This is a genomic window from Streptomyces sp. NPDC090798 (genome assembly GCF_044768965.1).
In the GTDB taxonomy this organism is placed as follows: domain Bacteria; phylum Actinomycetota; class Actinomycetes; order Streptomycetales; family Streptomycetaceae; genus Streptomyces.
Genome location: NZ_JBIVXA010000027.1, coordinates 63,199 through 77,464, shown reverse-complemented (window position 1 = coordinate 77,464; position 14,266 = coordinate 63,199). Strand labels below are relative to the sequence as shown.

13 protein-coding genes and 1 riboswitch are annotated in these 14,266 nt (G+C 69.8%); of the genes, 10 read left to right on the top strand and 3 right to left on the bottom strand.

The genetic code is table 11. The annotated features are described in order from the left end of the window. Positions 1-29 precede the first annotated feature (29 nt). A complete protein-coding gene (locus ACIQTP_RS39850; RefSeq protein ID WP_403409175.1) occupies positions 30-1,742 on the top strand; it encodes an insulinase family protein in 1,713 nt (570 codons plus the stop codon). Between the two features lie 43 nt (positions 1,743-1,785). Here ACIQTP_RS39850 and ACIQTP_RS39845 read toward each other — a convergent pair whose 3' ends face one another. Both ACIQTP_RS39845 and ACIQTP_RS39840 read right to left on the bottom strand, forming a co-directional pair. Further along, positions 1,786-2,160 (bottom strand): hypothetical protein, encoded by a 375-nt coding sequence (locus tag ACIQTP_RS39845; protein WP_403409172.1) that lies wholly within the window; start codon positions 2,158-2,160, stop codon positions 1,786-1,788. 112 nt (positions 2,161-2,272) lie between these two features. Beyond that, positions 2,273-2,989 (bottom strand): hypothetical protein, encoded by a 717-nt coding sequence (locus tag ACIQTP_RS39840; protein WP_403409169.1) that lies wholly within the window; start codon positions 2,987-2,989, stop codon positions 2,273-2,275. 388 nt (positions 2,990-3,377) lie between these two features. Here ACIQTP_RS39840 and ACIQTP_RS39835 point away from each other — a divergent pair, with 388 nt between their 5' ends. From ACIQTP_RS39835 to ACIQTP_RS39815, 5 genes are all read left to right on the top strand, one after another. Continuing rightward, positions 3,378-4,205 (top strand): glycoside hydrolase domain-containing protein, encoded by an 828-nt coding sequence (locus ACIQTP_RS39835; protein WP_403409166.1) that lies wholly within the window; start codon positions 3,378-3,380, stop codon positions 4,203-4,205. 72 nt (positions 4,206-4,277) lie between these two features. Then, positions 4,278-4,595, top strand: a complete 318-nt coding sequence (locus ACIQTP_RS39830; RefSeq protein WP_351300940.1) for a hypothetical protein — start codon at positions 4,278-4,280, stop codon at positions 4,593-4,595. Positions 4,596-4,669: 74 nt separating this feature from the next. Continuing rightward, on the top strand, positions 4,670-5,311 hold the full coding sequence (locus ACIQTP_RS39825) for a hypothetical protein (RefSeq protein WP_403409163.1): 642 nt from the start codon (positions 4,670-4,672) through the stop codon (positions 5,309-5,311). Between the two features lie 261 nt (positions 5,312-5,572). After that, the gene (locus ACIQTP_RS39820) at positions 5,573-6,232 is read left to right on the top strand and encodes a SurA N-terminal domain-containing protein (RefSeq protein WP_403409160.1); all 660 of its coding nucleotides are present in this window, start codon (positions 5,573-5,575) and stop codon (positions 6,230-6,232) included. 144 nt (positions 6,233-6,376) lie between these two features. Continuing rightward, positions 6,377-7,363, top strand: coding sequence for a nucleoside triphosphate pyrophosphohydrolase (locus ACIQTP_RS39815; protein ID WP_403409157.1), 987 nt, complete (start codon positions 6,377-6,379; stop codon positions 7,361-7,363). A 133-nt stretch (positions 7,364-7,496) separates the two neighbouring features. Here the strand turns inward: ACIQTP_RS39815 and ACIQTP_RS39810 are convergent, their stop codons facing one another. Continuing rightward, entirely contained in the window at positions 7,497-8,741 is a 1,245-nt protein-coding gene (locus tag ACIQTP_RS39810) for a globin domain-containing protein (RefSeq protein WP_403409154.1), read from the bottom strand. A gap of 239 nt (positions 8,742-8,980) precedes the next feature. Here ACIQTP_RS39810 and ACIQTP_RS39805 point away from each other — a divergent pair, with 239 nt between their 5' ends. From ACIQTP_RS39805 to eno, 4 genes are all read left to right on the top strand, one after another. Then, entirely contained in the window at positions 8,981-10,264 is a 1,284-nt protein-coding gene (locus ACIQTP_RS39805; protein WP_403409151.1) for a cytochrome P450, read from the top strand. 171 nt (positions 10,265-10,435) lie between these two features. Further along, positions 10,436-11,455, top strand: coding sequence for a transglycosylase family protein (locus ACIQTP_RS39800; protein ID WP_403409148.1), 1,020 nt, complete (start codon positions 10,436-10,438; stop codon positions 11,453-11,455). Between the two features lie 183 nt (positions 11,456-11,638). Continuing rightward, a riboswitch (cyclic di-AMP (ydaO/yuaA leader) is annotated at positions 11,639-11,802 on the top strand. 4 nt (positions 11,803-11,806) lie between these two features. Continuing rightward, entirely contained in the window at positions 11,807-12,526 is a 720-nt protein-coding gene (locus ACIQTP_RS39795; RefSeq protein WP_403409145.1) for a transglycosylase family protein, read from the top strand. A 336-nt stretch (positions 12,527-12,862) separates the two neighbouring features. Further along, positions 12,863-14,158 carry a phosphopyruvate hydratase gene (gene eno, locus ACIQTP_RS39790; RefSeq protein WP_168509061.1) on the top strand — a complete coding sequence of 432 codons (1,296 nt, stop codon included), beginning with the start codon at positions 12,863-12,865 and terminating at the stop codon, positions 14,156-14,158. The last annotated feature ends 108 nt before the right edge of the window (positions 14,159-14,266 follow it).

Here is a 14,266-nt window from a genome sequence, read left to right as displayed (position 1 = left end):
ATGCCGAACGAGACAGGCAGAGGCAGACGATGAGCCAGGGCATCCACCACACCGAGGTCGACGGCATACCCACCCTCTTCGCGTACGCCGCCGGGCCCATGCGCGCCGGACTGGTCTTCCGCGTCGGCGTCGCGGACGAGACGCTCGCCGGGGCCGGGATCACCCACCTGGTGGAGCACCTGGCGCTGCACCGCCAGGGCCTGGCCGACTACCACTTCAACGGCGCGACCAAGGCCGCGTTCACCCACTTCCACGTCGAGGGCGCCGAGCACGAGATCGTCGCCTACCTCGACGGCGTGTGCACCTCCCTCCTCGATCTGCCCATGGAGCGGCTGGAGACCGAGAAGGAGATCCTGCGCACCGAGGAGGCGCGCCGGGAGCCCGGACAACTGCCGCTGTGGCGGTACGGCGCCCAGGGGTACGGGCTGGTCAGCTACCCGGAGTGGGGCGTACGGGGGGTGCGGCCGGACGACGTACGGGAATGGGCCGGGACCTGGTTCACCCGGGACAACGCCGTGCTGTGGATCGCGGGGGAGCGGCTGCCGGCCGGGCTCTCGCTCAAGTTGCCCGCCGGTCAGCGGCGACCGATGCCCGCCGTCACCTCCGCCCTCCCCACCGCCCCCGCCTATTTCTCCGACGGCAAGGGCGGCGTCCTGCTCGACGCCGTCGTCACCGACACCACCGCCGCCCGGCTGTACGCCGGTGTCCTGGAACGCGAACTCTCCCGCTCCCTGCGCCAGGAGGGCGGCTACTCCTACACGGCGGCCAGCGACTACACCTCCCGCCGGGACGGTTTCGCGACCGTCACCGCCTTCGCGGACGCCCTGCCCGCCAAGCAGGACGCGGTCCTCGGCGGGTTCGTCGACGTGCTCGCGGGGCTCCAGGTCGGCCGGATCGCGCAGGCCGACCTGGAGGCCGTACGCGGGCGCAGCGACGCCACGCTGACCGCGCCCGACGCGGCCGTACGGCGGCTGCCGGGCGCCGCGGAGGAACTGCTCGCCCACCGTCCGCCGCGCGGGCTCGACGAACTGCGCGCCGAGCTGTGGGCGATGACGCCGCAGCATGTGCACGCGGTGGCGTTGGAGGCCGCCGGGACGGCGTTGCTGCAGGCTCCCTCGGGGCACGGGGCCGACTGGGCCGGGTACACGGCCGCCCCGACCACTTCGTCGTACGCCGTCACGGGCACGCGGTTCGAGGCCGTGCGCAAGGGCGGCCCGGCCGTGGTCGTCGGGGGCGAGGGGGTCAGCCTGACGGCGGGGGGCGAGGCGGTCACCGTGCTCTACCGCGCCTGCGCCGCCCTGCTCAGCTGGCCCGACGGCGGTCGCCGGCTCATCGGCACCGACGGGCTGTCCGTGGAGGTGGAGCCCAGGGAGCACGGGATCGACGCGCACACCATGGCGACCATCGACGCGGCGGTGCATCCGGGTGCGGTGGTGCACCTGCCGCCCCGGCAGCGGCAGTCGGAGGGCGCCGCTTCGGCGGGGCGGACCGCAGGATCCGCCGGCGCGGTTCGGCAGCAGACATCGGCGCGGCGCACCGGCGGGCAGACGGCGATGCTCGTCATCTTCGGGATCCTCGCGGGACTCTGGTCCCTCCTGGCCCTCTCGTACACCGTCTTCGGCGCCTCGGACCCGGAGACCAGCACCGGGGAATGGGCCGGTCTCACCGTCTTCCTCTGGGCCGTCGGGGCACTGCTGGCCTGGCCGGCCGTCAGGGTTGTTCGCAGCACCCGGCGCGGGTGAACCGCCCGGTGCCTTGGGCGTGGACGCGGGTTTCCGGGTGCCCTCAGCGCAGATACGGGTTGCCCGGCGCCGGGCCCGGAATGGGTCCGGGCATCCGGTCCGCGTTCGCCCTGGCGTACTTCGGCGTGCGTTTGTCGAACAGCGCGAACAGCAGCAGCCAGACCGCCATCGCCAGAGTGACGACGGCGACCGCGCCGAGGACGGGATCACCCGCGTTCGACTGAACGGTCGCCCACGGCAGCGTCACCAGCTCGTACAGCAGGAACGCGGCGAAGGCGCCCCAGTCCGAGCCCCTGCCGCGGCGGATCGCGACATACAGGAACGGCACCCACACGAGCAGACCCAGCGACGCGACCACCAGAACCGACCACGCGATCCGCTGGGCCCAGCCGGCTTCCAGGCGCTTGTCCACGCTCATGCCCACGCCCCTCACACTCCCCCGAGCACCCACGAGCGCCCTACGAGCCCCCCGAGAGGTTTCCCGGGTCCCGAGAAACCTCTCGGGGGGCGTCATGTTCCCATCTGGCGGGTCACACGCGCTGGTGTTCGCCCTTCAGGGACGTCACGATCCGGGTCGCCAGCTTCTTCGCCGTGGCGGCGCCGTTGTCGTGCCCGTCCGTGGACATGACGCTGACGACATCGGTGCCCGCGCGCACGGCGATCAGGGTCGTGCCGTTCTGCCAGGCGCTGTTGGTCAGGGTGATGGTGTACGCGGCGTCGCCCAGGCCGGGCGTGGTGGCGCCGGTGACCTTCACCTTGGTGTGCGATTCGGAGTCGGTGAAGGTCGCGCACGTGGTGGCGATCTTCTCCAGGTCCGTCAGCACGGTCGTCGAGGTGGTGCCGCGGTAGGTGTCGATCTCCTGGGCGATGTCCTCGGAGGTGTTCTTGCTGACGTAGTCGTTCTGGGCGAAGGACACCCCCGAATCGCCGGTGATCGATATCCAGCTGGTGCCGCCCAGCAGGGAGCAGTCCGGCTTCGGAGCGGGGGAGGAGCTCGGGGCGATGTACGTGGTGCCGGTGTCCCGCGCACCGCTGGGGTCGACCGCGAAACCGGTGGCGAAGAAGGACGCGGGCGCCAGCGCCTTCTTGAGCTGCGCGCCTGTCAGCAGACCGGCGTTGGGGTCCTTGGCCTGCTTCGTCTTGGCGGACGAGGGCTGAACGGTGGTTCCGGAGGAGCAGGCCGCCAGGGCGAGCGGGAGCACGGCTGCGGCGAGCAGGGCCTTGGCCGTGCGAGAGGGGTGACGCATCGGGATGTCTGAGTCCTTCTTTGAGAAGTGGTGCTGTTGAGCCGAGCGGACTCTATGGGTGCACAGGCCATGCACAGCCATCGGGGTACCAAAGATCGGTAAAAGAGGGGCTCGATCGGGCCGGGGTTCCATGGACTCCCGATGTTTTGCCGTGACTTGAGGGATTCTTGTGGCGATTGAGATGCGGGGTTTCCCGATCAAGGGGGTGGCGTCGGTTACGGTGCGATCCGCCCCGCGCGCCGGGGGCCGGTCACCCTCTCTCGCCGGTGAGCCGGGATGGGCGCCGACGGGGCTCAACTGTCTTGAACTGTCTTGATTCGATCTATATGTCCGCATGTCCTGCGCGTACCGCGCGCCGTGACGTGCGCGTGTCATGAATGGGGTGGGGATGTCCAGCCATCGGATGTCTAAGAAGGGCCGTTACATCGCCTGGGCGACGGCAGGCGCAGCTGTGGTCGCCGGAGCCGGGATCGCGGCGCAGACGTCGATGGCGGCGACGACCTGGCCCGCCCAGCGGACGTTCACGGGCCGCGCCTTCGACACCTGCGCCGCACCCTCGCTGACGGCGATGAAGGCCTGGCACACCGGCTTCTACGGAGCGGCCGCCGTCTACATCGGCGGCAAGAACCGCGGCTGCAGCCAGCCCAACCTCACCGCCTCCTGGGTGAAGTCGGTCAGCACGCTGGGCTGGAAGCTCATCCCGCTGTACGTCGGCGCCCAGCCGTCCTGCCAGACCGGCTCCAACCCGGAGAAGCTCACCGCCACCAACGCCGCCTCGCTCGGCGCCACCGACGCCGCGGACGCGGTGACCAAGGCGTCCGCGCTGGGCATGAAGGCGGGCAGCCCGATCTACCTGGACATGGAGTCGTACGACGTCACGAACACGGCGTGCAACAAGGCCACGCTGACGTACGTGCGCGCCTTCGACAAGGCACTGCACGCCAAGACGTACCGGACCGGGTTCTACGGCTTCACCAGCTCCAGCGCCAAGGCCATCGCGACCGCGACCGACAAGACGGACCTGCCGGGCAACCTCTGGTACGCGCTGTGGGACAAGGCCAACACCACAACCTCGGACTGGCCGTGGGGCTCCACCCAGTTCACCAACCACAGCCGCGCCCACCAGTACATGGTCAACAGCAAGGAGACCATCGGCGGTTACACGATCACCGTGGACCGCGACGCCTGGGACGCGCCGGTCGCCATCACCGGCTGACATCCGGAAGCGTCCGGCGTCATCCGGACCCATCCCGGGATCGCCGGAGAACAACAAGAGGAGGAGCAGGGCATGAGGGTCGAAAGGCTGCCGGCGGTCGTCGGACCGTCCGCCGTCCGTGCCGGGCTGGCGGCGCTTCCCGTCGTCAGCCTGGGGCTGTTGTGTCCTGTTCCGTCCCTCGTGATCGCCCTGCGGCGGGGCACCCGCGCGGACTGGGCGGTCTTCGGGGGGTTCTGCGCGGTGCTGGTGGCGTGGGTCATGCAGCTCTCGCTCACGCCCGAGACCACCCACGGCCTCGAGTTCGCGGACGACGTGCTCCTGATCCTGGTGTCGATGGTCGGCGCCGCGGTGCACGCCTGGACGGTCTGGCCCCGGCGCGTCGGGTACTAGCGGCGCATTGGCCGGACCGGCCGGACGAGAGCACGCAAGAGCGGAAGAGCGAAGAGCGGAAGTACGGGAACCACGTGGTCAAGCGGGTCAGGCAGGTGCCGCAGGCGCAGCGCGCGAAGGCGGCGCGCGACGCCACGCAGGAGTCGAGGCTCGCCGCCGGTGTGCGGGCGGTACTCCAGTGGCCGCGTGTGCTGGGCGGCCGGGGGGTCGCGATGGTGGCGGGCGCCGTGATCGTCGCGGTCGCGGTAGCCGTCACCGGGTACTTGCTCTCCCGCACCGACACGAAGCGACAGCTGCCCGACACCCGGGCCCGCCACTACAAGGACGTCGACGCCTGCCTGCTGACCGGCAAGGACGGGATCACGGCCGGGACCACCGCGGCCGAGGTCTGGCAGGGCATGCAGGACGCGTCCCTCAAGACGCACGCGCGCGTGAGCTATGTCCCGGTGACCGGTGAGCAGTCCGCGGCCAACGCGCGGCCCTACCTCAACGGCCTGCTCCAGCGGTCCTGCGACGTGGTCGTCGCGACCGGAAGACCCGAGGTCACGGCGGCCGCGCAGACTGCCCCGCAGTATCAGAGGGTCGACTTCGTGCTGGTGGGGGACGCCGGAGCCGACTCCACGAGCGCCAAGAACATCACCGTGGCGCGCGTCGGCGACGGACTGCGCGCCGAGGTCGCCGGGGTCATCGAGCGCGAGGTCCAGGCACGCGGTTAGCCGGGGGCCGCCACGACAGGACACGACCGGCGGTACGACCCGACGTGGCCGGTTGTGCGGCCGTACGTGATCGGTCGCACGAATGGATGTGAACGGTCCTACGAGCGGACGGTGGCCGTCCCGCTCGTCACGGCGGCCGCGCCGGTATCCGAAGTCTCCGCGAATCGTTGGTCGAATGGCTGGCCGAGAGCCGGGCCACTGCCTAACATCGATCACCGCAAGACTTTGTGCACCGTCGCACAATCTCCTCGGGAGGTTTCCTTGCACCGCCGCCGTCGCACCGCGTTCGTCCTCTCCGCCGCGATCGTCGCCGCGGCCCCCCTTCTCACGGCGTGCGGTGGCGAGGCGCACCCAGGCGCCGCGGCCGTCGTCGGTGGTCAGAGGATCACGGTCGCGCAGTTGGAGAGCCGGGTGAACGAGGTGCGCTCCGCGCAGCGGGCCGCCGTCAAGGACGACACCCAGTACGAGCAGGTCATCGCCAAGACCGGCAGCCTCACCCGCGACACCCTGCACACCATGGTCCTCGACCAGGTCCTCGACCGGGCCGCCAAGGACGCGGGCGTGAGCGTCACCCGCGCGGACACCCAGCAGATGCGCACGACGCTGGAGGGCCAGGCGGGCGGTGCGAAGGCGCTGGAGACGGCCTGGCTGCAGCAGTACGGGGTGGCGCCCCAGCGTCTCGACGACAACCTCCGTACCGAGATCGAGGCCCAGAAACTCGCCGCCGCGCTCGGTGCCGACATGAACACCACCGACGGCAAGGCCATGTTCTGGAAGGCCATGTCCAACGCGTCCAAGAAGCTGAACGTCGACCTGAACCCGCGCTACGGCGCCTGGGACGTCCAGAAGAGCAGCCGCGTCGACGTGAAGACGCCGTGGCTGCGGGAGGTCACGTCGACGGGGACGCAGCAGACGGCTTAGTAGGCCGGTGGTTCATCGGCCATTGGGCCAGTAGGCAGCGCCAGGGTCCCGGCCTGGGGGCGGCGCTGTGGACAAACGGGTCGACCCCCTCCCGACCTGTGGATAACTCCTGGGGCCGTCGGTGGCGTGGGTTACGTTCGTGGGGTGAACGCAACCAGCTCCGACGCCACCGCCCAGGTTCCCGACCCCGGCCGTATCGTCCTGCTCACCACCAGCCACCGCGTCGCCCCCGGGCTGCTGTCCTGGCCCGCCTGGCAGGCGCTGCGCGCCGCCGACCAGGTGCTGTGCGCGGACGGCGCGCATCCGCAGCTGCCGTATCTGCGTGAGGCGGGTATCGGCGTCGACGAGGCGTCCCCCGATGCCCAGGACCTCGTGGACGTCTGCGCCGGCGGTCGCACGGTGGTCGTCGTGGCCACCGGGGAGGGCGAGCCGCGTCTCACCGACGGCCTGGCCCGCCTCGCCGGCTCCGGCCGCATACAGATGCCGGACCTGGAGCTGCTCCCGGCCTCGTACGACCTGCCCGGCGCCCGCCTCCTCGACCTCGTCCAGGTCATGGACCGCATCCGCGTCGAGTGCCCGTGGTCGTCCCAGCAGACCCACAAGGGCCTCGCGAAGTACGGGATCGAGGAGGCGTACGAGCTCGTCGAGGCGATCGAGGAGGGCGACCGGGACGAGCTCAGGGAAGAGCTCGGCGACGTCCTGCTCCAGGTCGTCTTCCACGCCAGGATCGCGGAGGAGGACCCCGAGTCTCCCTTCTCCATCGACGACGTGGCCGGCGGCATCGTCGCCAAGCTGATCCACCGCCACCCGCACGTGTTCGGCGACGAGACGGCCACGACCCCCGAGGAGGTCAAGGAGCACTGGCTGCGCACCAAGGCCGAGGAGAAGCGGCGGACGTCCGTGACGGAGGGGATACCACTGGGCCAGCCGGGCCTGGCCCTCGCGGCGAAGCTGGCATCGCGCGTGCGCACGGCGGGACTTGAGGTCGAACTCCCCCGAGGCGAAGGCGTCGGCTACGAACTGCTGGCCATCGCCGCCCACGCGGAAGCCCAGGGAGTGGACCCGGAGGCGGCCCTGCGCGCGGCCGCGCGGGCTTACCGGGACGCGATCCGGACGACGGAGACGGGCTGAGGAAGCGGAAGCGGGGAGGGGGAGGGGGGACGATCAGCGCGGCCGCGCCGGTGCCGGGGACGGTGACGGTCTGTTCGTCCAGGCCGAGGAAGACGTCGATGTCGCCGGTGTCGATCACGTGCAGGCCCCGCCTTCACGCTTTCGTCCGGGGAAGGACCCCCAGGGCTACGTGCTGGGGGGCGCGGCTTGTCGGGTTGTGCCAGTTGGGGTGGGGGCGGTCCAGGAGCCACTCCGCGGGGCCCAGGGGGCGGGGGCGGCTGGGGTCGGCGGGTGGGATGAGGTCGTGGAAGATCTGTTCCGGCGGGGTGCCGAGGGCGGGGAGGGCCCCGGCGATCTCCTCGAGGAGCTGGGACGGGCCGGCGAGATAGACGTCGTGGCGGGCCCAGCCGGCACGGTTGCCCAGCGCGGTCAGCAGCCGCTCGGTGGCCTGGGCCTTGGGGCGGCCGGGGGCAGGGGTGATGAAAGTGACCGCGAGGTGGGGTAACCGGGACTGGAGTCGTTCCACGGCCGACCGGTCGTAGAGGTACGAGGTGTCGCGGGCCACGAGGAACAGCCGGGCCTCGTGCGTGGCGTCGAGTTGCTGGAGCAGCGCCTTGACCGGGGCCCATCCGGTGCCGGCCGCGATGAAGGTCAGCGGCCGTTCCCCCGGCGCCCGCAGGGTCAGGGCGCCGCCGGGTGCGCCGAGCCGCAGGACATCGCCCTCTCGGGTCTGCCGGACCAGGGCGGTCGACAGCACCCCGTCCTCGACGCGGCTGACGTGCAGGTCGACGGTGTGGTCGGCGCGGGGGGCGTTGCCGAGCGAGTACGGGCGCCAGATGCCCGGCAGGTGGGGGACGCTGACGCTGACGTACTGGCCGGGGGAGTAGCGCAGCCGGTGGTGCGGGCGGAGGGTCAGTACGACGAGGTCGTCGCCGTGCCGGGTCCGGGACACGACCTCGGCGTCCCACCAGGGCGGTTCACCCTCGTGCTCTGCTTCCCACGCGCCCTGGAGCATGACGTTCGTGATCGCCCCGTATGCCTCGGCCCAGGCCTTCTCGGTCTCCGCGTTCCACGCCGACCCCGCGACGGCGGCGAACGCGGCGATGAGGCTCGCCCCCACGGCGGCGTAGTGCTCCGGCTCGGCCAGGTACTTCCGGTGGTCCCGTCCCAGGTCCCGCAGGTACGCCGGCAGCGTCGGATCCTCCAGCCGCTCCATCACATACGTGAGTGCCGCGAACAGCCGGTCCCGCTGTCGCTCCATGTCCTCCGGGAAGCCCAGGGGGAACAGCCCGCGGATGTCCGGGTTGTGCCGGAAGAGATGCGAGTAGAAGTACTTGACCGCGAACTCGGCCCGTCTCTCGACGACCGCGAAGCTGGATCTGAGTATTTCGGGGTCCACGGCGCGAATTTAGGGAGGCGGCGAGCCGCGGAGTCAAACAGGAGCCGATTCAGGGATGGTCCGGGATGAAAGGGATGCGGCCTGCGCCACCTGCGCCAATCCCCACCCCGCTCCCCCTCCCTTCGGCATGCCGCCCCGCCCTTTCCCGCGCCGCCCTTTCCCGCCCCTCCCACCACCGCCTCGCCCCTCCCCTCCCACCACCGCCCCGTCCTTCCCCTCCCTCCGGATACCGTCGGGGAGTGACCGATCAGCCGCCGCCGTTCAGCCCCGCTCCCGAACTCTTCACCTGGGAGTTCGCCAGCGACCCCTATCCCGCGTACGCCTGGCTGCGGGAGCACGCCCCCGTGCACAGGACGCGGCTGCCGAGCGGGGTGGAGGCCTGGCTCGTCACCCGGTACGCGGACGCCAAGCAGGCGCTCGCCGACGCGCGGCTCAGCAAGAATCCGGCGCATCATGACGAGCCTGCGCATGCCAAGGGGAAGACGGGTATTCCCGGGGAGCGCAAGGCCGAGTTGATGACGCATCTGCTGAACATCGACCCGCCGGACCACACCCGGCTGCGGCGGCTGGTCTCGAAGGCGTTCACGCCGCGACGGGTGGCCGAGTTCGCGCCGCGTGTGCAGGAGCTCACCGATCAACTGATCGACCAGTTCGCGCAGAAGGGTTCCGCCGACCTGATCCACGAGTTCGCGTTCCCGCTTCCCATCTACGCCATTTGCGACCTCCTGGGCGTACCCCGCGAGGACCAGGACGACTTCCGGGACTGGGCGGGGATGATGATCCGGCACGGGGGCGGGCCGCGGGGCGGGGTCGCGCGGTCCGTCAAGAAGATGCGCGGGTATCTGCTCGAGCTCATTCACAAGAAGCGGGAAGGGCTTCCGGACACGCCCGTCCCTGGTGAGGACCTCATCTCGGGCCTCATCCGCGCGTCCGACCACGGCGAGCACCTCACGGAGAACGAGGCCGCCGCCATGGCCTTCATCCTGCTCTTCGCCGGGTTCGAGACGACCGTCAACCTCATCGGCAACGGCACGTACGCCCTGCTCACCCACCCCGAGCAGCGTGCGCGCCTCCAGAAGTCCCTCGCCGCCCACGAACGCGAACTCCTCGAGACCGGCGTCGAGGAACTCCTCCGTTACGACGGGCCCGTGGAACTGGCCACGTGGCGGTTCGCCACCGAGGCCGTCCGCATCGGCGGTCAGGACATCGCACCCGGCGACCCCGTCCTCGTGGTCCTCGCGGCTGCGGACCGTGACCCCGCGCGGTTCGAACGGCCGGACACGCTCGACCTCTCCCGCCGTGACAACCAACACCTCGGCTACGGCCACGGCATCCACTACTGCCTCGGCGCCCCGCTCGCCCGTCTGGAGGGCCAGACCGCGCTCGCCACCCTCCTCACCCGTCTCCCCGACCTTCAACTCGCGGTAGATTCGGCCGATTTGCGCTGGCGCGGCGGCCTCATTATGCGCGGATTGCGCACGCTTCCAGTGGAGTTCACGTCTCCGGTACCGGTCTCGCGATAGCGGGCGACCATACACCCACGGGCGAGTAAACCTGACACGCTCTCAACTCTGTGATCTTCACGTGATCTACGCTGCATCGACTTGTGACAAGTGTTCGGGTGCGGATACGTTCACTCGTCAACGCGACTCACCCGTCGCGTAATCACCTGCTGTCACGTGAAAGGCTTCCGCATGCTCTCCGGGAACGGCCGCCATCGTCGCCCCCGTCAGGCCCCGGCCCTCATCGTCGCGGCAGGAGTGACCGGATCCGCCATCGCGATCCCGTTGCTCGGTGCCACCAGCGCGAGCGCGGCCGACGGCACCACGTGGGACCGGGTCGCCGAGTGCGAGAGCGCCGGCCAGTGGAGTGCCGACAGCGGCAACGGGTACTACGGCGGGCTCCAGATCAGCCAGGCGGACTGGGAGAAGTACGGCGGCCTCGCCTACGCGTCGAGCGCCGACGAGGCCAGCCGCTCGCAGCAGATAGCCATCGCCGAGAAGCTCCTCGACGACCAGGGCCTCACCCCCTGGCCGACCTGCGGACCGCTCTCCGGGCTGAGCAAGAACTCGGGCGACATCCTGGTCGACACGGGCGTGGCGAACGACTCGTCCAAGGGATCGAATTCATCCGGTTCGTCCAGTTCGTCTGCGACGTCGACTCCGTCCACCCCGTCCGCCTCGTCCGGCTCGACGTCCGATTCGCCTTCGTCTGATTCGTCTTCGTCTGGCTCGTCTTCGTCCGGTTCGTCCTCGAAGGCGACCAGGAACGCGACCGAGAACACGACGAAGGCCGACACCGGCGGCACTCAGGGAGCGGACGGCTCCGATACGGAGACGACGAAGGGTGACAGCTCGGGCAACTCCGGCCAGAGTGACGACCCTTCCGGCGCGTCCGAGAGTGCGACGACCGGCGCCGGTCGTCACCGTGGCGACAACGCGGACGAGAACGCCACCGACAGCGCCGTGGACGGTCGCACCGACGACTCCTCGGGGCGGCACGCCTCGCGCGGCGTCGGCGCCTCCCGTGGTGTCGTCGACGGCTCCTACGTCGTGCGCGCCGGAGACAATCTCTGGACCATCGCGGACGCCCTTGACCTCGAAGGCGGATGGGCCGAGCTGTACGACGCGAACAAGAAGACGGTCGGCGTCGACCCGAACCTGATCCTCCCCGGTCAGAGCCTTGCAGTTGGTGCTGAACCGGGCGAAAAGTAGGGGCAGTTCACGTCATGGTTCGCTGTGTAATGTCCGGTTTGGCGTGAGTGAGAGATGGATCTCAAAGACCCTGATCGTCTTTGGAATTCAGTCGATCGACTGCTTACGGTCGTGACCGCTCGCCACAGCGGGCCCCGACGGTCGCCAACGCCGAATCCTGCCAGCGGCCGTACGGGAACAGTCGACGCGTCAGCGCCGTAGGCAGGAGCGGGGGACCCAAGGTAAGCGCCGCGCCCGGTAGTTGACCGGGAGTGGCTTGGGGTGAAGCCGAGCGCTCACAGCGCACGGCCGGGCACTCACCCGCCCGAACCCGACAGCTCACCTCGCAGGCGTCGGTGAGGGGATCTCTCCATGCTGTTTTCCAGCAAGGGCAAGCACCGCCGCCCGACCGTTTTCAACCGGACCACCCGTGTCGCCACGCTCGCCGGTGTCACCGGTGTCGCCATCGCCGCTCCGCTGATGGCGGCCGGCAGCGCCTCCGCCGCCACCACCTCCGAGTGGGACACCGTCGCCCAGTGCGAGTCCGGCGGGAACTGGTCCATCAACACCGGCAACGGCTACTACGGCGGTCTGCAGTTCTCGGCCTCCACCTGGGCCGCGTACGGCGGCACCGCGTACGCCGCGACCGCCAACCAGGCCTCCAAGTCCCAGCAGATCACCATCGGCGAGAAGGTCCTCGCCGCGCAGGGCAAGGGCGCCTGGCCGACCTGCGGCACGGGCCTTTCGGGCGCCGCGTACACCGGCGGCTCGAGCACCCCGTCGACCTCGTCCTCCTCGAACGGCTCCTCGTCGAACAGCTCGCCGAGCACTGGCACCACCACCCGCTCGACGGACACCGCGGCCTCCCGTTCGGCGTCCCGTCCGGCCGCCGGGAAGACCGTCTCCACCCCGACCGGCAAGAAGGTCAAGAAGGGTGACGGCGAGTACAAGGTCGTCAAGGGTGACAGCCTCAGCTCGATCGCCGAGAAGAAGAAGATCAAGGGCGGCTGGCAGCAGCTGTTCAAGCTGAACAAGGACATCGTCGACGACGCCGACTTCATCTACCCGGGTCAGCAGCTTCACCTCAGCTGATGATCGGCAGCCTCACCCAAGCCGAATGACAGGTTCCTCATAAAAGGGGTCTCCACACTGGAGACCCCGGTGAGGGCCACCCCCGTCCCCACGGGCCCCCCGCTCCGGTGCGTGTTCCCCCGTACGCACCAGAGCGGGGTTTTTCGTATCCGGCATTCGTAGCGAGCGTTTCGTACCCAGATTTCCGTACCCGTTTTTGTTCCGTTCTGGAACAATGTGTACGTTCAGTTCTGCCCAAGGGGTGGGCGACCGGCTGGCCGATCCCCCCGGGGCGGTTAGGCTCATGTCGCGAAGCCATCACAGGCTCCGCGTACCCGCGTCACATCCCAGAAGGAGATGCTCGTGCCGTCCATCGACGTCGTCGTAGCCCGGGAAATCCTGGACTCCCGAGGCAACCCCACGGTCGAGGTCGAGGTCGGCCTCGACGACGGCAGCACGGGTCGTGCCGCCGTTCCGTCCGGCGCGTCCACCGGCGCCTTCGAGGCCATCGAGCTGCGTGACGGTGACCCCAACCGTTACGGCGGCAAGGGTGTCGAGAAGGCCGTCCTCGCCGTCATCGAACAGATCGGCCCGGAGCTCGTCGGTTACGACGCCACCGAGCAGCGCCTGATCGACCAGGCGATGTTCGACCTGGACGCCACCGACAACAAGGGCTCGCTCGGCGCCAACGCCATCCTCGGCGTCTCGCTCGCTGTCGCGCACGCCGCCTCCGAGGCGTCCGACCTCCCCCTCTTCCGCTACCTGGGCGGCCCGAACGCGCACCTGCTGCCCGTTCCGATGATGAACATCCTGAACGGCGGCTCGCACGCCGACTCCAACGTGGACATCCAGGAGTTCATGATCGCCCCGATCGGCGCGGAGTCCTTCTCCGAGGCCCTGCGCTGGGGCGCCGAGGTCTACCACACGCTCAAGAAGGTGCTGAAGACCAAGGGCCTGTCCACCGGCCTGGGCGACGAGGGCGGCTTCGCCCCGAACCTGGAGTCGAACCGCGCCGCGCTCGACCTCATCCTCGAGGCCATCAAGCAGGCCGGTTACATCCCCGGTGAGCAGATCGCGCTCGCGCTCGACGTCGCCGCGTCCGAGTTCTACAAGGACGGCAAGTACGAGTTCGAGGGCAAGTCCCGCTCGGCCGCCGAGATGACCGAGTACTACGAGGAGCTCGTCTCCGCGTACCCGCTGGTCTCCATCGAGGACCCGCTGTACGAGGACGACTGGGCCGGCTGGAACGTCATCACCGAGAAGCTGGGCGACAAGGTCCAGATCGTCGGCGACGACCTCTTCGTCACCAACCCGGAGCGCCTGGCCCGCGGCATCGAGGAGGGCTCCGCGAACGCCCTGCTCGTCAAGGTCAACCAGATCGGCTCGCTGACCGAGACCCTGGACGCCGTCGAGATGGCCCAGCGCAACGGCTTCAAGTGCATGATGTCCCACCGCTCCGGCGAGACCGAGGACGTCACCATCGCCGACCTCGCCGTCGCGGTGAACTGCGGCCAGATCAAGACCGGCGCCCCGGCCCGCTCGGACCGCGTCGCCAAGTACAACCAGCTGCTGCGCATCGAGGAGATCCTCGACGACGCGGCGGTGTACGCGGGCCGTAGCGCCTTCCCGCGGTTTCGCTCTGCGAACCAGTAGGCACAGCAAGGGCTGACACCCGCCGAGGGTCAAGCCTTAGCCAGTCGTACGTACGTCCCCGTACCCGGTCCCGTACCGTGTCCGGGGACGTACGCGCGTGTGAACGGG

What these genes read in the sequence shown, in the direction of transcription:
- ACIQTP_RS39850 (WP_403409175.1), top strand. Translation starts at nt 30, where the DNA reads ATGAGCCAGGGCATCCACCACACCGAGGTCGACGGCATACCCACCCTC.
- ACIQTP_RS39845 (WP_403409172.1), bottom strand. Translation starts at nt 2,160, where the DNA reads ATGAGCGTGGACAAGCGCCTGGAAGCCGGCTGGGCCCAGCGGATCGCG.
- ACIQTP_RS39840 (WP_403409169.1), bottom strand. Translation starts at nt 2,989, where the DNA reads ATGCGTCACCCCTCTCGCACGGCCAAGGCCCTGCTCGCCGCAGCCGTG.
- ACIQTP_RS39835 (WP_403409166.1), top strand. Translation starts at nt 3,378, where the DNA reads ATGTCCAGCCATCGGATGTCTAAGAAGGGCCGTTACATCGCCTGGGCG.
- ACIQTP_RS39830 (WP_351300940.1), top strand. Translation starts at nt 4,278, where the DNA reads ATGAGGGTCGAAAGGCTGCCGGCGGTCGTCGGACCGTCCGCCGTCCGT.
- ACIQTP_RS39800 (WP_403409148.1), top strand. Translation starts at nt 10,436, where the DNA reads ATGCTCTCCGGGAACGGCCGCCATCGTCGCCCCCGTCAGGCCCCGGCC.
- ACIQTP_RS39795 (WP_403409145.1), top strand. Translation starts at nt 11,807, where the DNA reads ATGCTGTTTTCCAGCAAGGGCAAGCACCGCCGCCCGACCGTTTTCAAC.
- eno (WP_168509061.1), top strand. Translation starts at nt 12,863, where the DNA reads ATGCTCGTGCCGTCCATCGACGTCGTCGTAGCCCGGGAAATCCTGGAC.